The sequence below is a fragment of the Novosphingobium rhizovicinum genome, assembly GCF_040813635.1.
In the GTDB taxonomy this organism is placed as follows: Bacteria; Pseudomonadota; Alphaproteobacteria; order Sphingomonadales; family Sphingomonadaceae; genus Novosphingobium; species Novosphingobium rhizovicinum.
Window position 1 is genome coordinate 288,310 of record NZ_JBFNXR010000019.1, and the last position, 20,426, is coordinate 308,735.

The following is a 20,426-nucleotide window of genomic DNA, read 5'->3' on the forward strand; positions in this document are numbered from 1 at the left end:
AATTGTCGCGTCTCATCGCGACGGCCCCTTGCTCCCTATCGATTGCTCGACAGCCCTCAGATGCTTGCGCGCCTCATCGAGATGCGCGCAAGCATCGGTTACGAGCCGACTTAGCTGTTCGTTAGGTGGCGCCTCTTGCGGCGCCGCAATGCCATGCAAAAACAGGCGCACGCCGAAGCGAGTCTGACGTTCGACCGATCCCGGATCCAGCACCTGCCCCCAGGCTGCACTGTTCGCAGGGCCGGCAACGATCAAATTCAGGAACGCTTGCGCCGCCTCTTGCGCATGCGGCGCCGGCAGTTGCAGCCGTCGCTCCAGCAGGCCTGCGAGATAGTCCAGAGTTGGCGCCGTGCCGGAGCGAACATTCTCCGCGCTGATCTCCGGTGTACGCACCGACTCCGCATTCGTCAGGCGCAGCAGGCGCAAACCGGCGGGACTCAAGACGTTTGCGACCAGCGTGTCTCCGATCAGCACGAGAGTCTGCTCGAAATCCTCCTGCTCCAGAGCCCGGAGCCGCTCGACCGGAACGATCCACTCGTCGATTGCGCGCGAGAGCGCAGCCTTGAACAGCCGCGTCTTGTCGCCGTAACGCGCGTAGACGGTGCGCTTAGCCATCCCAGCCGCCGCCGTGATAGCGTCGATGCTGGTGCCCTCGAATCCCTTTTCGAGAAACAGGTCGAGAGCCTTGTCGAGAAGTTCTTCATTGCTGAGCGATGGCCTGCCGGGTCGCCGTGCAACCGATCCCTGGGCGTCCTGCGCGCCAGCAGCCCGTCGCCTCTCAGACGAACGCATCTGTCCCCCTACTCGTACCGTCACCCTGCCCGCCTAGCCGACGAGCAGAGATGGAGCAACCCGTTTGAAACGCATCAGGTTTCATTCATCCTTCATTTCGCACGTGACAAGACCAGTGCCGAATGGTAATGAAACGACAAAGGTGACTATCGCAAAAGACGACACACTTCGCATCGCTCACCTAGAAAAACGGAGAATGTGAGGATGACTTTGAATACGGCACCGCTCACTCCACGAATCGGGTCGGAACTGAAGATCGCGAAGGCAGATCTTCTGAGCGGAAATCATGCGCACGCCATCCGAGACCTGCTGGTCGAACGCGGCGCTGTTGTAATCCGCGGGCTTCATCTTGATGATGAGGAACTGCGGACTGCGGCGCGCACGCTGGGCGACCTGCGGGTGGGAACCGCGAAGAGAGGCGCCGATGGCAAGGTCCTGAAGGAAGGCGATGAAGGCGTCCTCAAGGTAAGCCTCGATCCGAAGGTGAACCCCGACTACGCGCGCTTCCTCTTCGGAAACCTGCTATGGCACATGGACGGCACTTACGAGGCCGTGCCGCCGTTTGCGACGCTATTCACGCCCCACCATCTTTCCATGCAGGGCGGCGACACGATGTTCGCAAGCACATACGCCGCGTACGAGGACCTGCCAGCGGAAGAGCAGGCCTTCTTGGATACCTTGCGGGTGGTCCATACCATGCAAGCCGCCTTGTTCCCGGCGAAGCGCGATTGCACACCGGAAGAGTTTGCTATCTGGTCCAGCTATCCGCAGCGCTCCCACCCGCTGGTCTGGCAGCATAAATCGGGACGCAAGTCGCTCGTGCTCAGCACCTCGGCAGCATACGTCGAAGGCATGCATCCGGCCGAAAGCCACGATCTGCTCCAGCGCCTGATGCTCCATACCGTCCAGGACAAATACACCTACCGCCACAAGTGGCAGGAAGGCGATCTGGCGATCTGGGACAACACCGGCGTCATGCATCGCGCCATGCCCTTCGAAGAGGGCAGCAAGCGCGAGTTTCATCGCTGCACATTGAACGGCGAGGAGCCGATTACCGCACCTGCCCGGGAACTGGCCGAGAGCGCCTGACATCCGCATTCGATAAGGAGAGTGACCCATGCAAGTCGGCGTTCATCTCGGATTCCAGAACCTTCACGGCCTTCCCGATTACGAGTTCTTCCGCAAGGAAACCCAACTGGCCATCGAGGCCGAAGCCATGGGTTTCGACTTCGCAGCCATGGTGGAGCACCACTTCACCGATTATGCCGCCTGCCCCGATCCCCTCCAGGCCCTGAGCTACGTCGCCGCCAAGACCAAGACGATCAAGCTGATGCCCGCCGCTGTCATCCTGCCATGGAACGATCCGCTGCGGGTGGTCGAGAAGACGGCGATGCTTGACGCCTTGTGTGAAGGCCGTCTGCACTTGGGAATGGGTCGCGGCGCGGCGCGGCGCGAGTTCGACAAGTTTGGCGTCACGCTGCACGACTCGCGCGAAATGTTCGACGAGGCCGCGCTCATCATCATGGACGGCCTTGAGAGCGGCTACGTCGAGGCAGACACCAAATGGTACAAGCAGCCGCGCGCTGAAATCCGACCTCGCCCTCAGGGCTGGAGCCGCGACCGGTGCGTCATGGTTTCGATGTCACCGTCCTCCTGCGAAGTTGCAGCAGACTATGGACTGAAGGCCCTGCGCTTCAGCCAGGGAGACTGGTCGAAGACGCTGCCGGAGATCGACAAGTACCGCAACACCTTCCGCGAAAAGCACGGGAAGCAAGCACCGCCCTTCATCATCTCGGACTTCATGGTCTGCTTCGCCGACCGTGCGAAGGTGACCGACTACACCGATAAGTACTTCGCCGCGCAATTCCGGCAGGTTGCGAACCATTACGAGTTCATGAGCCCGCATTTCAAGGACCTGCCGAGCTACGCCACTTACGCCTATATGGGTGATATGGCGGCGGCACGCGGGGGACCGGACAAAGCGTACAAGGACTATGTCGACGGTAATCTGATCGGTACGCCGGACGAGCTCTACGAAAAGCACCTCATGCGCAAGGCAATGGTGGGCGACTATGAGATTATCGCCAACTTCAGCTTCGGCGGCATGCCGTACGAAGATGTTTACGAGCAGATGAAGTTGTTTGCAGACAAGGTGATGCCGCGGCTCAAGGCGGAGGAGCCGGTACCAGCCTGAGCAACCGCGTCCCGGGCAGGCTTGGCACCACGGGAGGGGTACCGCCGCACATGTAGTCACCCCGCCCGGACCATCTGCCGCCGCGCGCCCTTGAGGGGCAGACGCTTGCAGATACCATACTAACGAGAAAGAGGAGGGAGAGGATGACGGAGATATCAGGCCGCACTGCGGTCGTCACCGGCGGAGGCAGCGGCATCGGCATGGGCCTCGCCAAGGCTCTCGCTCGCGAGGGCGCACGGGTTGCCGTGGCCGACATCATGCTGGGCAATGCTGAGAACGTGGCGGAGGCCATCCGGGCCGCCGGTGGCGAGGCAATCGCCGTCGAATGCGACGTGTGTGAGCGCTCCGCGATTGCCGCGATGAAAGACGCAGTGCACGCCGCCTATGGGCCGGTACAGCTCCTGTTCGCCAACGCTGGCGCAACCTCCTTCGACCCGCTGATGGATATGTCGGACGAGGACGTCGACTGGATACTCCAGGTCAACCTGCACGGCGTCATGAACACGACGCGCGCCTTCCTGCCCGACATGATTGCCGCACGTGAGGGCCATGTCTGCGCCACCGCCTCCATGGCGGGACTGCTGCCAGGCTGGATTCCCGAGCATGCACCTTATTCGGCTGCGAAGGCGGGCATCATCGGCCTGATGATGAACCTGTCGCTCGAAATGGCCGAGCACAACATCCACACGACCTCCTATTGCCCGGGCGGCGTGGCCACGGGAATGAAGGCCAACAATTCGCGCTATCGGCCTACCCGCTTCGGCGGCCCGACTGACGGCATGGTACATGTGAGCGAAGCGTCTGCAGTGGCTCACTCTCACGACTTCTACACACCCGAAGCGATTGCGCCGATGGTGCTTGATGCCGTGCGCCATAACCGCGCCTTCGTTTTCGACCACCCCGATCAGCGCGAGCATTTCCGGCGCACCTATTCGGGCGTCGTCGAAGCGTGTTATGATGCCGCCGACGAGTGGCACCGCGACCATGGAACGCCGAAGGCAAATCCGAACGGCGCAATGCTGCTCGAAAGCTAGAAAATGCCAAGAGGATGCAGAGATGAGTGACCTGAACGTTCGTCCATTGACCGAAGGCCGCGACTTCGGCGTGAGGCTTCGCGGCCTCACGTTTGAACAGACGCAGGATCCTGAGATTCGCACGCAGGTAAACGCGCTGTTCGAACGGCACGGGATGATCGTGTTCGAGGATGTCGAGCCTACCGGGCGGATGCATGTTGCTCTCTCGGACATCTTCGGGCCGATGAAGGATCACCCCAGCAAGGCAGTGCCCCGGGTGGACCAGGATTCCATGCCAGGCGTCATCGACATGACCTGCAAACCGTACCCCGAGGGACGGATCGAGATCGATGGAAAGGAGGTCACCCAATGGCTGCCCTGGCACTTCGATCATGCCTACAACAACGAACTCAATCGCGCAGGCGTGCTGCGCGCGCTCGACATCCCGCCTGAGGGTGGGCTGACCGGCTTCGTTGACGGCATCGAACTGTACGAAGCCCTCTCTCCCGAACTGCGCGAGAAGATCGAAGGATCCAACGTTCTCTACCGCATGAATGTCATCATGAAGGACTTTCACTTTGGCGCGCCTGAGAGCTACAAGTGCCTATCTGAAAATCCCTATTCCGACGCGGTGATGGAGGCCGCGCGCGACGTTCCGCGTGCAGTTCACCCGGCCGTCTGGACGCGCGAAAGCGGAGAGAAGGTGCTCCACGTTTCGCCGTGGATGGCCGAGGGCATCGAGAACAACGAGACGCCGGAGGGTAACGCTCTGCTCGACGCTGTCAGCCGGGAGGTGTTCGAAAATGCAAAGGACCTGTCCTATTGGCACGCCTGGAAACCGACGGACATGCTGATCTGGGACAACTGGCGCGTGCTGCATGCCGTCAGCGGCCACGACCCCCAGTATGGGCGCCGGATGCAACGCACCACGATCAAGGGTGATTACGGCCTCGGCTACTTCGAAGGCGGCGCATCGAGCGACAACAAGATCCTTGAGCGCACGTACTGATCCGATGATCCTCGTCATTGCGACCGTTCGCGTCGTGCCCGGTCAGGAGGCCGAGTACGAAGCAGCGGTCGCCGAGATCATGCCGAGGGTACGCGAGGCGAACCCCGGCATTCTCTTCTATCACGCGGGCCGATGCCGGGAAGAAGCAGGCACTTACCGCGTCGTCGAGGCATACGCCGACCGGGCAGCCATGGAACGCCATATCGGAAGCGCGAGCTTACAGGCGTCGCTGGCTCAGCTTCAGCCGGTGGTCGCGGACGTGGAGATCAAGCTTCACGACTTTGTCGCGTAAGGGACAGCCAGCGTGGAGAGCAGGTCCGCTTCAATCCCGAGAGCGGGTCACGCACTTCCCGTTGTGTTCGCAAGAAACGATGGGTCGATCCCCTCCGCACGCCAGGTTGCCGCCCATCGCCCGTCCACAGGCGTATTGAACAAGACCTCACGATGGCCGGAGGCGGCATACCAGCCGTGTTGGCGCATCTCGTTCTCGAGCTGCCCGCTTCCCCATCCTGCATAGCCCAGCGCAATCACCCAGTCCTTCGGGCCGCGTCCCTCAGCGATCGCACGCAACACGTCCAACGAGGCTGACATGGCGCAGAGCGGGTCCACGGTGATCGTGTCCTGACCGCTCCAATCGGTGGAATGCAGCACAAAGCCGCGGCCCGGCTCGACGGGGCCGCCATGCAGGACCTCACGGTCCGGCGCATCGCCGGGGTCGATCCCCACTTCCTCCAGGAGCCCTCGAAACCCCACGCCTTCGCGAACGTGGCCGATGCCGATGCCGAGCGCGCCATTCTCGTCATGCACGCACATCACGTTAACCGATCGCTCGAAACGAGGATCGAACATGCCGGGCATGGCGAGAAGCAGTCTTCCCGACAGGTATTGTTCTTGGGTCACGCGAGTGAATGTAGGCTATCGCGCGCACGCCGGGCAAGGCTTTCGGTCTCTTGCCGATCACCATTCGGCTCGTGGGGAATGGAGGCTTTTCTCAAGAGAGCGTCCAGCTTATGCCACCATGGCCTGTTATGGAGATTTCCGCCGCGTGACCTTGCTGTTCGATCCGCCATCCGCCCCCGTCGTACCCATCGTTGGGGCGGACACGCAGTTCCCGGTCCGGCGCATATTCTGCGTTGGCCGCAACTACGAAGCGCACGCGCGCGAAATGGGCTTCGCTCCGGAGCGCGAAGCCCCGATCTGGTTCACCAAATCGCCCGCCGCGCTGTGTACTGCCGGAGGCACGATCCCGTATCCGCCCGGAACGAAGAACTGCCATTATGAGATGGAATTCGTTGTGGCACTGGGCAGTGCCGGCTTTCGCGTGACCAGCGCCGAAGCCATGGACCTGGTTTTCGGCTATGCCTGTGGACTGGACCTCACGCGACGGGATCTGCAAAATTCTGCGAAGGAACGAGGCTTTCCGTGGGACACCGGGAAAGACTTCGAAAACGCTGCGGTGATCGGGCCTATTACGCGCGCGGCTTCGTTTGGAATTCCCGGCACACAGCGAATCTTCCTCGCACAAAACGGCACGATTCGACAGGACGCCGATCTCTCTGAGATGATCTGGGGCGTCGCCGAACTCGTCGCCGATCTCTCCCGCATGTACCACCTGGCGCCGGGTGACCTCATCTACACCGGAACGCCGGCTGGCGTTGGTCCGATCGCACCGGGCGATCTGCTGGAGGGCAGCATCGAGGGCTTAGAGCCCATCACGTTGGACATCAGCGAGCCCGAGTAGCGTCCGCCCCCTCTCTGCACAGAGGGGGCTTAACCTTCGCCGCTCAGTACCGGAACGTAGCCTGCAGAGTGACACTTCGCGGCAACGCCGGTGTACCCGTAATGTCGGGCTGCCGATCGCAATTGGTCTGCGTCAGGGTAGCACACTGGACAAATCCTCCCTTGCCGCCGCCGGTGCTGTTGCGATCGTTGGCATTGATCAGGTTGCGCTTGTTGGTCAGATTTCGCCCGATCAGAGCCAGTTCCCAGCGCCGGTCGGCCGAGAAGATCCGCATGGTGGCATCCAGCTTTGCGAAGGCTTCCTGATAGCTATCCGGATTGTAATTCGTGCTGGTGATGTAGCCGTCGGAGTAGGCGACGTCGGCTGACAGGCTTGCCATCCAGCTGCCGCTGACATCAAATTCATAGTAGCCGCCAGCATTGGCGGTCCACTTGGGAGCCTTTCTCAGGCGAACACCCGACAGGTCCTGCGACGTGTAGCGAGGCTCCAATTGCCCGGTCGCCGGATTGAATGCCAGCGACGAAGGACTGCCGACGTCGTTGAGAACAAGGTTGCAGCCAAGATCGCGTGTCTGCCCAGCATAACAATCGCCGATGTAATCCCGGAACTTGGCATCGTTCAGCGAGACTGCGGCGTGAAGGTTGAAGCCGGGCAGGCTACGCGGGTTGTATGCCGTCTGGAGTTCCAGGCCACGGACGCGCGCTTTCGCGGCGTTCTCTGTCCTAAAGGCGTGGATCTGCGTGTCGAACACCGACACTTGCAGGTCACCATAGTCGTACCAATAGCCGGTCAGGTTGAAGATGAGCTGCCGGTCTAGCAGTTCGGACTTGAAGCCCGCCTCAAAGCCCTCGACCTTCTCCGGCCTGAACGTCTGCCCCTGCGCTTGCCGCTGCGGCGTGAGGATAGCACCGGCCGTATAGCCCGCATCAAAGCCGCCGGACTTGAAGCCCTTCTTGTATGACGCGAAAAGCATCAACTCGGGAGACACGTCATACTTGACGGTGATCTCGGGCGAGAAGTTGTTGAATGTCAGCTTTGGATCGGGACTTCCCGGATATGTGGGCAGTTGCGTCACATCCACGGGGTTGTTCGGGTATGTACTGGCGGGATTATACACGAGATAGTCGCGCAGCTTCTTGATCTCGCGCGTGTAGCGTCCGCCTGCGGTGATCTGCAGTTCGGGCGTGACGTCGAACAGCACTTGTCCGAAGCCCGAATAGCTGATTTGCCGCTGGCGGGTCGTCTCAATGCCGTACAAGTTCAGCAAGAGCGTCGGCACACCGAGCTGCGTGCCCGTGAAGAGCTTCCGGTTCTCGTAGAACGCTCCGACCAGGAAGTTGACGGGTGAATCGAAGCTGGAGGCGAGGCGCAACTCCTCGGTGAACTGCTCAGAGTTGAACTTCACCGCAAAGGCGTAGTTCGGCACGATCTGGTAGGAGCCATTCGACATCAGGCTTTCCCGGATCCAATAGTACCCGGTGACGGACGTCAGCGTCAGTTCGTCCGTCAGGTCGTACTCGGCCGTTGCCGCGATCAAGGCCTGCTTGTTGTACCGCTCGCCCCGCCGATTGTTCAGGTTGAATTCGCTGATGCCCAGATAGTCAGCCGGTAAGAGGGAGGTGTAGATCACACCGTCGTTCTCGCAGTTGTTCAGAGCCGGCGTTTCCTGCGGCACGCCATAAGGACAATGCACCACGTCGGTGAAGTACGACGCGCTGCCTTCGATGTACGTGCGCGTGTACGTGCCCTTGAGCTTGAAGCTGAATCGGTCTGTGGGCGTGAAGGCCAGAGTGCCGCGCAGGAACGTCTCATCCTGTTTGGGAAAGGCATCAAGGTCATAGGGATCAATGCCTGCGGGATAGGCCTCGGATGGTAACTTCTTGATCTTGATGTAGCCGTCCATGGCTGAGTAGCGGCCGGCGAGGCGCAGGCCCAGGGTGTCCGTCAAGGGCGCCGAAACGATCAGTTCGCCGTACTTCTCATTTGCCTTGAACTCGTTACCCGCACGCGCGATCACCTCGAGGCGGTCACCCGGATCTTCCGAGGTCAGGGATATGACACCTCCAGGGCTGTTCTTTCCGAAGAACAGCGCTTGCGGTCCACGCAGTATCTCGATCTGCTTCAGATCGAGCTGCGCTGCCCGCAACAATTGGGCGCTGCTGATTTGGACGCCGTCGACGTTGAGCGAAACGACCTGGTCTATGAACGGCTGGCTCTCGCCCGATCCGACGCCGCGAAGCGAGATCGAACCACCGATCGAGCCGGAGCTCTCGCCGGTTATCAGCCCCGGCGTGAGCGATGCGATATTGTTGAGGCTTCGGACTGCGTAGCGGTCAAGCATGGCGCTGCTCAGAACCGAGATGGGGACAGGAGTCTCCTGCGCCGTCTCAGCGCGACGGCGTGCGGTGACGATGATCTCCCCCTCACTGAGGATGCGCGGGTCTTCCGCCGATATCTCTTGCGAGGCCGCCGTCTGAGCCGCAGCGGGAACGAACGTCGCACACAGTGCAAGCGGCGCGACCGTACGAAGCAAAGTCTGTGTTACCCTCATTCCTCGTCCCTCCTCGACGTCGACTATGCCGGACAGGCTCCGCCCTCCGGCATTGAGCAACCAGCCGAGGTGTCGACGCACCTTCTGTCGTTCGGCTGCTCTCATGGAGGCAGTATTAGGGGGGTAGCCCCCGATCAACCGCTGTGTGTCACTCCTCATCTATTGCCATCTAGATGTGGCTATTCGGCCGCTGACCTGTGGCTGATCCCAATCGACCCTCCTCGCCGCGGCTCCTCACCGAGGCAGAAGAGGGTCGATGGTCGACAGTTCTTTAGGCTGCTTCGATCTCTCTGGCCCTCTTTTCAGCGTGAGACTTCATCATATTCATGATGTCGCCTGACGTGATCGGCCGATCATCAGCCACCGGCTTCGATCCGCCGGAGCTCTTGGGGCTGGTATCGACGCCCTTGGCCGCTGCCTTCGCGCGCAACGCTCCGACTGTCACTTCCTCTCGCTTGAAGTTCTCGAACAGCGCGTCGTGCCGGAACCACTTGATGGCGTTGCGGTGCGTGATCTTGTCGATCTGCTCGTCGCTGAGCATGTGGCACTGCTTGTAGAGGTGCTCCGGCGCATCGGGCCACAGCGCGTCCGAGTGCGGGTAGTCGACTTCGTAAGCGACGTTCTCCTCGCCGATCTCGGCCAGGTTCTTCAGGCCATACTCGTCCCACAGGAAGCAGTGGAGGAAGTGACGCTTGACCATTTCGCTGGGCTTCAGGTCCTTGAACCGGGAGTTGGTCCAGGCGGCATGGCGCCAGTTGGAGAAGTCGGCGCGCTCCATGAAGTAGGGTACCCAGCCGATCGAACCTTCCGAGATGGCTATGCGCATGTCCGGGTATTTGTGCAGTTCCTCCAGCTGCAACCAGTCGGACAGCCCTTGGGCGACGGAGAGCGGCATCGTGGAGATCCAAGCCTCAATCGGCGTTTCCATCGAAGCATGCGGCGCCGGGTTGCCCGAGCCGATGTGCAGCGCCGTGGTCATGTCGTTCTCGGCGATGGCCTTGAACATGGGATCCCAGTAGTCGTTATGAATTGAGGGCAGCCCCTGCACTGTCGGGTTCTCGTTCATCGAGAGGACGCGGAAGCCCTTCTTTGCGCAACGGTTGATCTCCGCAACCGTGGCATCCATGTCCCAGGTCGGCAGGATCATGATCGGGATAAACCGCCCCGGGTAGGCCATGCACCATTCGTCGTAGTGCCAGTCGTTCCACGCCTGCAGGTGGCGCAGGGCCAGCTTCTTGTCGGGTGCCTTGTGGAACGTCTGCCCGTCGAAGCCGATGGAGTTGCCGAAGCACATGGAGGCGGCGATTCCGTTTACGTCCATGTCGTCGATCCGGGCGTGAACGTCATAGCAGCCCTCGCGCAGTTGGCTGAAGGAGCTTGGCTCCATGCCGTATTCCTCGAACGGACGCCCGACTACGGCGTTGAGGCCAATCAGCCCACGAACATGACCCTGATAATACCAGTAATTGTTGCCGTCCTCATCGGTTTTCAGCTTGGGGGCGCTGGCCAGCAGATCGCCGGAAAGCTGGTTGTCGAACATGTTGGGCGGTTCGCAGATATGATCATCGGTGCTGATGATCACCATGTCGTTCATTTCCATCGGTCGATCCTCTCAAGGTGAGCAGAGGGGCCGCTGATCGGCGCCTTATCCGCAAAGCTGCCCGCGCCCATCGATTGCGCCATTGATCGAGGTCAAACATGCGTGAGGCCCGCGTCATCGACAGCGCCATCCGGCATTTTGATCGCGATCAAGGTTCGGCAGCGACTCGCAGGTTAAATGAACAGCACTGTTGATTAGAACTTCGCGAGGATGCCATGTCGCTCTACAACCCGACCGTCTGCCCACCCGCCGACCAGATCGATATTCCCGCGATCCGGGCCAAGTACCTCGCCGAGCGGGACCGTCGCATCAAGAAGGAAGCCAACGACCAGTACGTCCCGACCAGCGGCAAGTACGCCGACATCTACGAGCACGATCCATACAACCCGGTGGTGCCGCGCGATCCGATCACCGGCGAGACCGACGTGGTCATCCTGGGCGCGGGCTACTGCGGCATGATGGTTGCCGCGCAGCTGAAGAAGGCTGGCATCGACGATTTCTACAACGTCGATCATGGCGGCGACTTTGGCGGCACATGGTACTGGAACCGCTATCCCGGGATCCAGTGCGACAACGATGCGCTATGCTATATGCCGTTGCTGGAAGAAACGGGCTATATGCCATCCAGGAAGTTCGCGGACGGCATCGAGATTCAGGCGCACTGCCGTATCATCGCCAAGCACTTCGGCCTTTACGACAACGCGCTGTTCCACACCCTCATCAAGACAGTGAACTGGGACCCGGCGATCAACCGCTGGCACGTGGGCACCAACCGTGGCGACCAGATCAAGGCCCGCTTCGTCGTCCTCGCCATGGGCCCCCTCAACAAGCCCAAGCTGCCCGGCATCCTGGGCATGGACGACTTCAAGGGCAAGATGTTCCACACCGCCCGCTGGGACTATGAGTACACCGGCGGCGAGTGGGGCCGTCCCGAGTTGGAGAAGCTGAAGGACAAACGCGTGGCCATCATCGGCACCGGCGCCACGGCCGTGCAGGTCGTCCCGTATCTCGGTAAATACGCCAAGCAGCTCTACGTCATCCAGCGCACCCCATCGACCATCGACTTCCGCAACAACCGTCCGACCGATCCCGAATGGTTCGCCGCGCAGCCCGACGGATGGCAGAACGCGCGTATCGAGAACTTCCACCATGCCGCCATGGAGCGGCTGTCGCCCGGCGAACCGGATCTGGTCGAGGACATCTGGACCGAGATCAGCCGCAACGTAAACGCCGAACTGGAAGCGGAAGGCTGGCCCGACGTCACGCCAGAGGAATTCGCCCGCCGCCGCGAGGTGATGGACTATCGCGTGATGGAGCGCCTGCGCGCCCGCGTCGATGCCATGGTCAACGATCCCGAAACGGCCGAGGCGCTCAAGCCCTACTACCGTTACTTGTGCAAACGGCCCTGCTCGAACGACGACTTCTACCCGACCTTCAACCGCCCGAACGTCAAACTGATCGACGTCGCTGAAACGCAGGGGCTGGAGCGCCTGACTGAGAACGGCTTCGTCCACAAGGGCGAGGAATACGAGATCGACTGCCTGATTTTCGCCTCCGGCTACGAGGTAACCAACGATCTCGACCGGCGCTGGGGCATCGATGTCATAGCCGGGCGTGAGGGGCTTTCGATCTACGACTACTGGCGCGAGGGCTTCCAGACATTCCAGGGGATGATGGCGCACAACTTCCCCAACATGTTCTTCACCGGCTTCACCCAGGCCGGAGCCAATGCCACCAACTCCAAGACGTTCATCGATCAGGGCCGCCACATCGGCTACATCGCCAGCGAAGCGATCAAGCGCGGCGTGGCAGTGGTTGAGCCCACGCAGGAGGCGCAGGACGCCTATATTGCGCACCTCCGTTCGGTCGCGGTCGACAACTCCGCCTACGTCAACGAGTGCACGCCCAGCTACTTCAACAACGAAGGCGACGCGACCAAGAAGCGCCACATCTTCGGTGAGCCCTGGGGCGAGGGCTATTACGCCTTCGAGGCCATGCTCCAGCGCTGGCGCGAGGCGGGCGAACTGAAGGGCCTCTCCCTCACCCCCGAAGCCGCTCTCGAACCAGCAGAGTGAAGAACGACGGGAGGCGCACCGGCCCGACCGCCGGGACGCCTCCAACGTCTGAGGAGGATGTCATGAACAAGCCTGAAAAGATCATCGCGGAAGACTTGTCCGAACCGCTCACCTTCCCCGCCGAGGCTTATACCAGCCGCGCTTATGCCGAAGCCGAAGGTGACCGCCTCTGGTCCAAGGTCTGGCAGCAGGCCGGTCGAGTGGAGGAGATCCCGGAGCCGGGAAATTACATCACCTACAACATCGGCCATGACTCGATCCTGATCGTGCGTGCGGACAAGGAGACCATCAAGGCCTACCACAATGTCTGTCCGCATCGCGGGCGACGGCTGGTCGGCAACAACTGCGGCGGTGGACACGGTCTTCTGCCGCAAAGCAAGGGTGAGCACAGCGCATGCGGTCGGCAGGGCGCCTTCGCCTGCCCTTATCACGCGTGGACGTTCAACGTTGACGGCAAGGCGACGCACATCCTCGACAAGGAGGACTGGCAGGGCACTCTTACCGAGGAGCGCACCAGCCTCACGCCCGTGCAGGTCGATACCTGGGGCGGATGGATCTGGATCAACATGGACCCTGCGGCGGGGCCGCTGCGGGACTATCTGGAGCCGATCGCCTCCCTGCTGGATCCGTTCGAATTCGATCAGATGCGCTACCGCTTCCGGGTATGGGGCGTGTTCGACTGTAACTGGAAGGTGGCGCTCGAAGCCTTCCTGGAGCCCTATCACGTCGCCGGCACGCATCCGCAACTCACCAAGTACGGGGACTTCTACGCCTGGTCGAAGGCGCTTGGCCTGCACGGCAACGACGGCTTCGACACCAAGGATCATGCCGCCGACGGGTCGGCCGCCGAAACCACCGTGCATCGCGCCGCGAAGGGCGAGGATGCACGCGTGAGCATCGCGCGCATGCAGCAGGAATTCTGGGACACCATCGGCGCCTCCACCACCGAGACTCTAGTGAAGGCTGCGCAGCGGCTCGTCGACGAACTCCCGGAAGGCACCGCTCCCCACGAGGTTCACCGTCATTGGATCGAGTCAGCCAAAGCCGATGATGCGATGCGCGGCGTACAGTGGCCTGCCATCACCGACGCCCAGATGGCTGCGGCGGGCCTCGCGCTGTCGATCTTCCCGAACATGAACATCCTGCCCGGTCCGACATTCGCGCTGTACTACCGCGTACGACCCTATGGCTCCGATCCCGACAGGTGCATCTATGAGGCTGTTGCGCTCGACCGCTTTGCGCCCGGCGAGGAGCCAAAGACAGAGTGGACGTTCCTGGAGCAGGATTTGAGCCAATGGCCGCACGTCATCGCACAGGACATCTCCAACATGGTGGAGATGCAACGTGGCCTGAAGTCGCGCGGCTTCCGGGGCAATCTTCCCAATCCGTGGCAGGAGCGCAAGGTCACCAACCTGCATCGCGGCCTTGCGCGCTTCATGGGGACCGGGGCGCCCGTACCGCTCGATTGAAATAAGCAGAAGGCGCGGCGGCTTGTTTGCGCAAGATCAAAGTCGCCGGCGCACCTGTGCTTCACCATCCTGTCATCAACGCTGATGCCGCCGAGCTGTTACCGGCGGTCCTGCATGGAGAGATGCCATGGCAACTGCCGCAACCACCCGCACCGCACTGAAGTACGAGATCATCAAGTCCAAGATCGGCGCACGTATCCTTAACACCAAGGACGAGCTGCTGAGCGGTGAACTGACCGATCAGATCAACGACCTGCTCGAGCAGCGCGGCGTGCTGGTATTTCCGCTGCTGCACTTCACCGACCCCGAGCAGGTCGCCTTCACCGACAGTCTCGGGGGCAATGCGCGCGAGATCCGCGGGCAGGATGTCTTCCCGATTTCGCTCGACAAGTCGATTAACAAGGAGGCCGTCGAATACCTCAAGGGCTCGCTGTTCTGGCACATCGACGGGACAATGAACTCTGTGCCGATCCGTGGCTCCATTCTGACCAGCAAGGTTCTCCCCACCTGGGGCGGCAACACTGAATTCGCCAACTGCTACGCCGCCTACGACGACCTTCCCGAGGAGACAAAGGCCGAGATCGAAGGCCTGAAGGTGGTCCATTCCATGTGGGCGTCACAACTCTATCACTGCCCCGAACCCAGCCTCGCCCAGCTCAAGGACTGGCAATCGAAGGGCGAGGTCGAGCTGCCGCTGGTGTGGACGCATCAGTCGGGCCGCAAGTCGCTGGTGCTGGGTAACACCGCACAGCAGGTGGTCGGAATGTCGCTGGCCGAGAGCGCGCGCATCCTGCACGGTCTGCGCGAGTTCGCCACCAGCGAGCCCTACCACTACAGCCACGAATGGAGCGTGGGGGACTCGGTGATGTGGGACAACACCGGCACTCTGCATCGCGCCATGCCCTACGACCCGGACTGCGGTCGCCTGCTCCACCGCACCATTCTGATGGGTGGCGAACCTTTCGCCTGACCCGGCAAACGGCTGCCGCAAGCCCCAACAGAGAGGTGCCTCATGGCTGATTTCGATTTCAACGAGCGTCTTCGCGCGGGCAATCCTTTCCCGATCATCGACCCGCGCCAAGTGCCCGCCGCCCGATACTACGACGAGGAGTTCTACAAGCTGGAGTGCGAGCAGCTATGGCCGCGCGCCTGGCAGATGGCCTGCCGCCTTGAGCAGATCCCCGAGGTCGGCGACTGGGTGGAGTACGAGAACGTCGGCAAGTCGGTGCTCGTGGTCCGCACTGCCGAGGGGGTGAAGGCCTATCACAATCACTGCCGCCACCGCGGGGTGCCGATCGCCGGCGGCGATGGCCAGTCCTCCGGCAATTGCGCGCACAGTGGCTTCATCTGCCCGTTCCACGGCTGGCGTTGGAACATGGATGGCGAGAACACCTTCGTCTACGGGCGCCAGCTGTTCGATCAGGACCAGCTCGACCACGCCGAACTCGCTTTGAAGCCGGTGAAGGTCGAGACCTGGGGCGGCTGCGCCTTCATCAACCACGACCGCGACGCACCTTCCCTGCGCGACACCTACGGCCCGGTGCTCGACCGTCTGGAAGCACACGGGATGAGCAAGCTGCGCTCCGAATGGTGGTTCGCCACCGATCTTCCCGCAAACTGGAAGATCGCGATGGAGGCCTTCATGGAAGGCTACCATGTGATGATGACTCACCCGCAGCTGCAGCGGGCGGTGCCGACGCTCTACAACCCGCGCTATGGCAACGACACTGGCGGCATCGGCCTGCCGATCGACCCCGACCAATCGGTCGCGGAGAACATCCGCAGCCAGATAGAGAACCTGGAACTGCTCAGCAATGGCATGGCGGGCATGTGCCACGCCAAGGAGGTCGAGATCGCGCGCGAACTCGTCGATGTCGACCTGCCGCCGACCGTCGCCGAGGCGGTCCCGATGTGGTTCGGGATCGTCCAGGAGGCGATCACGCGAAAGCTGCGCGAGCGCGGCGAGGACGTACCGGATCTCAATGCAGTCTGCCAATCCGATCCGGTGAATGCGGTCGAGTATCTGTTCCCGCACTATTTCCTGCTGCCGTTCTTCACCTCCATGGCCAGCTATCGTATCCGCCCGACGGGACCGGAGACGTGCCGCTTCGAGATCTGGTCCCTCACCCACTTCGCGCCGGGCGAGGAGCCGGAAGTGCCGATGGAACCCACGGTGCTGCCCTACAACAGTCAGGACTTCCCGCAGATCCCCCGACAGGACTATTCGAATATCCCGCTGCAGCAGAAGGGACTGCACAGTGAGGGCTTCGAATACATGCGACTCTCGGGCCAGGTGGAAGGCCTGATCAGCAACTATCAGAGGCTGATCGACGGCTATATTGCGGGGTGCGAGCCGGAGAAGCTGGCCACCGCCAACCGGCAGCTGGGCGGCAACTTCGATGGCCCGATCATCGAGGCGCTTCTGGTTTAACCCGGTCCGCCTTAGCCGGGATAGGGCGCTTCCTTCAGCAGACCGGCTAGGTGGGCTGCGTTGGAAGCAACCATCCCGGCTGTCTTGGTAACCTTCTCCGGCGTCTCGGGCAGATCCTTGAAATCTGTGGAGCCCATCGCCTCTCCGACCCAGTAGCAGGCGGCGACCGCCGGGATGGTCCAACCCACGTCGTTCAAAGCCTGAAACAGTTGAGCGGAGAGGAAGTGAGCACCGTCTTCATTCCCGACGATGGCCGCGACAGCGACTTTGCCATAGCTCGGCATCCGGCCTTGATCGTCCGTCTCGGAGAGGAAGGCGTCCATTCGCTCCAGCACGCGCTTGGCGACGCTGCCGATCTGACCGAGCCAAATCGGCCCGCCAAAGATGAGGACGTCGTGAGCGAGAATCTTCTCGCGCAACGCGGGCCAGTCATCACCGTCTCCTTCGTCAGACGTGACCCCCGGCTTGATGTTGAGCGCCGCCACGCGGACGGTCTCTGATATCTCGACGTCGTGCTGGTGAAAGGCTTTTCCCAGCACCGCGATCATTGCGTCAGTAGACGATGACTCGCCCTCTTCGGCCTTGAGTGTGCAATTCAGCGCGATGGCTTTGAGCGGCATGTTTCGTCTCCTCGCTGAGCACCGCAGAGCGGCGGGATCAGCCGAGGAAACGCAGCGCAGGCCCTTTCGTGCCCCTGCCCCTCAGTGCACACCTCCACTACCTAGAACAACCAGTTGATCGCAAAACACGCGGCAATCCCGACCACGATGTTCATCGGTAGACCTACTTTGATGAAGTCCGTAAACCGGTAGTTGGCGGCACCGTAGACCAACGTATTCGTCTGATAGCCAATGGGCGTGGCGAAACTGGCGCTTGCACCGAACATGATCGCCACGATGAGCGGCCTCGGGTCAGTGCCCATCGCCTCGCTAAGCCCTATGACCAGCGGCGTCATGATGACCGCAACGGCGTTGTTGGTGACCGTCTCCGTCAGAGCGCTCGTCAGTGCGTAGATCGCAAACAGAAGGACCAGAGGGGACGCATGTGTGAGCGCTGGGCGGATGAAATCCACGATCAGCTGAACTGTCCCGGCCGCCTGCAGCCCCGTGCCGAAAGCCAGCATTCCGAAGATGAGCACGAGCGTGTTGCCGTCGATCGTGCTCCACGCCTCTTCCGGCTCGATGCAACGCGTAATCAGGACCACCGCAACGCCCACGAGAGCCAGAGCCTCGATCGGCAGATTGAGCAACGCGGACCCCAGTACGACCAGGGCAAGCACCGCAGCGGCAATCGGCGCCTTTTGCCGCTTGAACGCACGCGCGGGTGCTTCCGCGACTTGCGCGAGTCCAATGTTGCTGGCGAGCGCGATTGCGGCATCCTCGCCAGCGGCGATCAGCAGACGGTCGGCGGCACGCACCCGTGCGTTGGCGAGATCGGGACCGGGAAGATGACGGGGGCGCGAAAGGCCGAGCACTCTTACCCGCAGGCGCGACAGCATCGGGATGTCTGCAAGACGGCGCCCGATTACCGGATGCGATGGTGAAACAACGGCCTCGACCAGCCGCGCATCCTCGGCTCTTTCAGGCCCGGCCGTGACGATGCCGCCGCCAATGCCGGTCAGCCCCACTCGAAAGTCCTGCTCTTCCGCCAGCGATGCCAGCTCGGCGGGGCTGGCGGAGACAACCAGTTGATCGCCCGCCTGCAACTCCACCTCGCCGAGTTGCTTGCGCAGTGTAGTCTGGCCACGCCTGATAGCGATTACCTGCACGCCTTGCCGGCGGCTGAGTCCAGTCTCCTCCAGCACCTGACCCACCAGCCGGCTATCCGCGAGCAGTACCAGGTGAGAAAGGTAGTTGTCGCTTTCGCCGTGTTCACCTGCGCCAGGTTCCTCCCGGTCAGGAAGCAGCCAAGGGCCGACGAGCCCAAGGAAGCCGATGCCTGCCACCGCCGTAATCAGGCCCACGCCGGTGATCTCGAACATCCCGAAGCCGGGTAGCCCCTGCTCCTGTGCGACGCCGTTGACCAGCAGGTTTGTCGAGGTTCCGATCAGCGTCAACGTTCCGCCCAGAATGGTGACATAAGACAGCGGAATCAGCAGACGCGTTGCACTGGTTCCAATCACCCTGCCGAGGCGCTTGATGATGGGTATCATCACGATCACCACCGGCGTGTTGTTCATCACCGCGGATGCGGCGAATGCGCCCGCACCGATCTCCGCCATCGCAAGACGCGGCCTGCGCATGGAACGGCGCAGCACCCAACCGGATATCTCTTCCAGCACTCCGGTCCGCAGGAGAGCGCCGGACAGGACGAACATGGCACCGATCGTCACGGGCGCCGTATTGCTGAAAACCTGCAGTAACTCGGATGGAGGGAGAAAACCCAGCACCATCATCAAGACTCCGGCCACCAGGGCGATCACCACCGGCGGGAGCCGTTCAGTGGCAAATGCAGTCAGGAGAACGGCGAGCAGAAACAGTCCGATGACGGCGCTGTGTTGGGCCAGAATGGGAGCAAGAGGGTGCGAAATAAAAGAACCTCCTCAAGATGGAACGCACACGCGCTCACATCGCCAATTCACTGCATCGCAGAAGGTGGCAAGCGGCGCTATCGCACCTTCATCCGATTTACTGTTCTGGCCTGCCGCTTTTGCCGGAAAGGCGCTCAGGCCGTACGGAGGATATAGCAGGGATCCGGGAACATCCCCCGGCGACAGCGCTTATCTGAGTGATCACTTCGAACGCCCTCGAGCGTGCTCGGGCGCTTCCGCGTGTAATCTGCTGGAACATTTATCCTCCGCTCCAGTTCAGAGAACGCACACGGGATCAAGGCATTGGCACAACGACCTGCAAGCCTTGCCCACGCGCCACACGGAGAAAGTGCCATGAAAAGACTCGTTCTGATAGCCGCATCCACCCTCGCCCTCACCGCCTGCGGCAGCAGCGAGAACGCGGCCGACGTGACCAACGAGATGAGTGACGCCGCAGGCTCGGCCGTCAGCGCAGTCGAAGACACCACCGCTGCCGCAGTCGGCGCAGTCACAGCTCCCATGGTGAACACAGCTGATGGGTATGTCACCAACGCTGCCATTAGCGACATGTATGAGGTTCAGTCGAGCCAACTTGCGCTGGAGAAAGCGCAGTCAGCCGAGGTGAAGCAGTTCGCTCAGAAGATGATCAACGATCATACCGCCACGACAGATCAGCTGAAGTCTACCGTGGCGTCAGCCAACCTCAACATCACCCCGCCCACATCGCTGGATTCGCGGCGCCAGGGCATGCTGGACAACCTCAAGGGCCTGTCCGGTGCCGAGTTCGACAAGGCGTATCTTGAGCAGCAGACCGCAGCCCACGAGGAGGCTCTCAACCTCCATCGCGGCTTTGCCGAAGATGGCGACAACGAAGCTCTCAAGAAGCTTGCGGCCGAAATTGCACCCAAGATCGAGAACCATCTTGAGATGGTCAGGGGCATGAAGACGAGCGCCTAACTCCCGCTCAGCCCTGCTCGTGCCCGGATCGAATGCTTCATTCGGGCACGAGCGTGGGCGTCCT

General features: G+C 61.6%; 17 protein-coding genes. 11 read left to right on the forward strand and 6 right to left on the reverse strand.

What is annotated here, in order from left to right; genetic code table 11:
* Nucleotides 1–12: 12 nt before the first annotated feature.
* Complete coding sequence (locus ABUH87_RS04220; protein ID WP_367770011.1) at nucleotides 13–792, reverse strand: TetR/AcrR family transcriptional regulator; 780 nt, start codon at nucleotides 790–792, stop codon at nucleotides 13–15.
* A gap of 204 nt (nucleotides 793–996) precedes the next feature.
* On the opposite strand from ABUH87_RS04220, the gene ABUH87_RS04225 reads away from it, so the two are divergent.
* The 5 genes from ABUH87_RS04225 to ABUH87_RS04245 all read left to right on the forward strand — a co-directional run bounded on the left by ABUH87_RS04225 (nucleotide 997) and on the right by ABUH87_RS04245 (nucleotide 5,300).
* Complete coding sequence (locus ABUH87_RS04225; RefSeq protein ID WP_367770013.1) at nucleotides 997–1,881, forward strand: TauD/TfdA dioxygenase family protein; 885 nt, start codon at nucleotides 997–999, stop codon at nucleotides 1,879–1,881.
* A gap of 28 nt (nucleotides 1,882–1,909) precedes the next feature.
* Entirely contained in the window at nucleotides 1,910–2,986 is a 1,077-nt protein-coding gene (locus ABUH87_RS04230) for an LLM class flavin-dependent oxidoreductase (protein ID WP_367770020.1), read from the forward strand.
* A 143-nt stretch (nucleotides 2,987–3,129) separates the two neighbouring features.
* Entirely contained in the window at nucleotides 3,130–4,020 is an 891-nt protein-coding gene (locus tag ABUH87_RS04235) for an SDR family NAD(P)-dependent oxidoreductase (RefSeq protein ID WP_367770026.1), read from the forward strand.
* Nucleotides 4,021–4,042: 22 nt separating this feature from the next.
* A complete protein-coding gene (locus tag ABUH87_RS04240; RefSeq protein ID WP_367770029.1) occupies nucleotides 4,043–5,008 on the forward strand; it encodes a TauD/TfdA dioxygenase family protein in 966 nt (321 codons plus the stop codon).
* A complete protein-coding gene (locus ABUH87_RS04245; protein WP_367770032.1) occupies nucleotides 4,992–5,300 on the forward strand; it encodes a putative quinol monooxygenase in 309 nt (102 codons plus the stop codon). The genes ABUH87_RS04240 and ABUH87_RS04245 overlap by 17 nt, the downstream gene beginning before the upstream one ends.
* A gap of 47 nt (nucleotides 5,301–5,347) precedes the next feature.
* Here the strand turns inward: ABUH87_RS04245 and ABUH87_RS04250 are convergent, their stop codons facing one another.
* Entirely contained in the window at nucleotides 5,348–5,866 is a 519-nt protein-coding gene (locus ABUH87_RS04250) for a YqgE/AlgH family protein (protein WP_419956665.1), read from the reverse strand.
* A gap of 187 nt (nucleotides 5,867–6,053) precedes the next feature.
* Between ABUH87_RS04250 and ABUH87_RS04255 the strand changes: the two genes are divergently transcribed.
* On the forward strand, nucleotides 6,054–6,749 hold the full coding sequence (locus ABUH87_RS04255; RefSeq protein ID WP_367770036.1) for a fumarylacetoacetate hydrolase family protein: 696 nt from the start codon (nucleotides 6,054–6,056) through the stop codon (nucleotides 6,747–6,749).
* Nucleotides 6,750–6,792: 43 nt separating this feature from the next.
* On the opposite strand, the gene ABUH87_RS04260 is transcribed toward ABUH87_RS04255, so the two are convergent.
* Entirely contained in the window at nucleotides 6,793–9,300 is a 2,508-nt protein-coding gene (locus tag ABUH87_RS04260; protein WP_367770039.1) for a TonB-dependent receptor, read from the reverse strand.
* Nucleotides 9,301–9,571: 271 nt separating this feature from the next.
* Nucleotides 9,572–10,900: an amidohydrolase family protein gene (locus ABUH87_RS04265; RefSeq protein WP_367770042.1), complete on the reverse strand. Its 1,329-nt coding sequence runs from the start codon at nucleotides 10,898–10,900 to the stop codon at nucleotides 9,572–9,574.
* A 215-nt stretch (nucleotides 10,901–11,115) separates the two neighbouring features.
* Between ABUH87_RS04265 and ABUH87_RS04270 the strand changes: the two genes are divergently transcribed.
* The 4 genes from ABUH87_RS04270 to ABUH87_RS04285 all read left to right on the forward strand — a co-directional run bounded on the left by ABUH87_RS04270 (nucleotide 11,116) and on the right by ABUH87_RS04285 (nucleotide 16,875).
* On the forward strand, nucleotides 11,116–12,975 hold the full coding sequence (locus ABUH87_RS04270; protein WP_367770045.1) for a flavin-containing monooxygenase: 1,860 nt from the start codon (nucleotides 11,116–11,118) through the stop codon (nucleotides 12,973–12,975).
* 62 nt (nucleotides 12,976–13,037) lie between these two features.
* Nucleotides 13,038–14,444 carry an aromatic ring-hydroxylating oxygenase subunit alpha gene (locus ABUH87_RS04275; RefSeq protein ID WP_367770048.1) on the forward strand — a complete coding sequence of 469 codons (1,407 nt, stop codon included), beginning with the start codon at nucleotides 13,038–13,040 and terminating at the stop codon, nucleotides 14,442–14,444.
* Between the two features lie 127 nt (nucleotides 14,445–14,571).
* Nucleotides 14,572–15,414: a TauD/TfdA dioxygenase family protein gene (locus tag ABUH87_RS04280; RefSeq protein ID WP_367770051.1), complete on the forward strand. Its 843-nt coding sequence runs from the start codon at nucleotides 14,572–14,574 to the stop codon at nucleotides 15,412–15,414.
* Nucleotides 15,415–15,456: 42 nt separating this feature from the next.
* Nucleotides 15,457–16,875, forward strand: coding sequence for an aromatic ring-hydroxylating oxygenase subunit alpha (locus tag ABUH87_RS04285; protein WP_367770054.1), 1,419 nt, complete (start codon nucleotides 15,457–15,459; stop codon nucleotides 16,873–16,875).
* A gap of 11 nt (nucleotides 16,876–16,886) precedes the next feature.
* On the opposite strand, the gene ABUH87_RS04290 is transcribed toward ABUH87_RS04285, so the two are convergent.
* Nucleotides 16,887–17,495 carry a flavodoxin family protein gene (locus tag ABUH87_RS04290; RefSeq protein WP_367770058.1) on the reverse strand — a complete coding sequence of 203 codons (609 nt, stop codon included), beginning with the start codon at nucleotides 17,493–17,495 and terminating at the stop codon, nucleotides 16,887–16,889.
* Between the two features lie 101 nt (nucleotides 17,496–17,596).
* Nucleotides 17,597–19,405 carry an SLC13 family permease gene (locus ABUH87_RS04295; protein ID WP_367770349.1) on the reverse strand — a complete coding sequence of 603 codons (1,809 nt, stop codon included), beginning with the start codon at nucleotides 19,403–19,405 and terminating at the stop codon, nucleotides 17,597–17,599.
* 354 nt (nucleotides 19,406–19,759) lie between these two features.
* Between ABUH87_RS04295 and ABUH87_RS04300 the strand changes: the two genes are divergently transcribed.
* Nucleotides 19,760–20,362, forward strand: coding sequence for a DUF4142 domain-containing protein (locus ABUH87_RS04300; RefSeq protein WP_367770062.1), 603 nt, complete (start codon nucleotides 19,760–19,762; stop codon nucleotides 20,360–20,362).
* Nucleotides 20,363–20,426: the final 64 nt, after the last annotated feature.

Excerpts from the sequence above, each read along its gene's own strand:
- ABUH87_RS04240 (WP_367770029.1), top strand. The coding sequence starts at position 4,043 with ATGAGTGACCTGAACGTTCGTCCATTGACCGAAGGCCGCGACTTCGGC.
- ABUH87_RS04285 (WP_367770054.1), top strand. The coding sequence starts at position 15,457 with ATGGCTGATTTCGATTTCAACGAGCGTCTTCGCGCGGGCAATCCTTTC.
- ABUH87_RS04300 (WP_367770062.1), top strand. The coding sequence starts at position 19,760 with ATGAAAAGACTCGTTCTGATAGCCGCATCCACCCTCGCCCTCACCGCC.
- ABUH87_RS04235 (WP_367770026.1), top strand. The coding sequence starts at position 3,130 with ATGACGGAGATATCAGGCCGCACTGCGGTCGTCACCGGCGGAGGCAGC.
- ABUH87_RS04225 (WP_367770013.1), top strand. The coding sequence starts at position 997 with ATGACTTTGAATACGGCACCGCTCACTCCACGAATCGGGTCGGAACTG.
- ABUH87_RS04220 (WP_367770011.1), bottom strand. The coding sequence starts at position 792 with ATGCGTTCGTCTGAGAGGCGACGGGCTGCTGGCGCGCAGGACGCCCAG.
- ABUH87_RS04275 (WP_367770048.1), top strand. The coding sequence starts at position 13,038 with ATGAACAAGCCTGAAAAGATCATCGCGGAAGACTTGTCCGAACCGCTC.
- ABUH87_RS04260 (WP_367770039.1), bottom strand. The coding sequence starts at position 9,300 with ATGAGGGTAACACAGACTTTGCTTCGTACGGTCGCGCCGCTTGCACTG.
- ABUH87_RS04290 (WP_367770058.1), bottom strand. The coding sequence starts at position 17,495 with ATGCCGCTCAAAGCCATCGCGCTGAATTGCACACTCAAGGCCGAAGAG.
- ABUH87_RS04250 (WP_419956665.1), bottom strand. The coding sequence starts at position 5,866 with ATGCCCGGCATGTTCGATCCTCGTTTCGAGCGATCGGTTAACGTGATG.
- ABUH87_RS04270 (WP_367770045.1), top strand. The coding sequence starts at position 11,116 with ATGTCGCTCTACAACCCGACCGTCTGCCCACCCGCCGACCAGATCGAT.
- ABUH87_RS04280 (WP_367770051.1), top strand. The coding sequence starts at position 14,572 with ATGGCAACTGCCGCAACCACCCGCACCGCACTGAAGTACGAGATCATC.
- ABUH87_RS04230 (WP_367770020.1), top strand. The coding sequence starts at position 1,910 with ATGCAAGTCGGCGTTCATCTCGGATTCCAGAACCTTCACGGCCTTCCC.
- ABUH87_RS04265 (WP_367770042.1), bottom strand. The coding sequence starts at position 10,900 with ATGGAAATGAACGACATGGTGATCATCAGCACCGATGATCATATCTGC.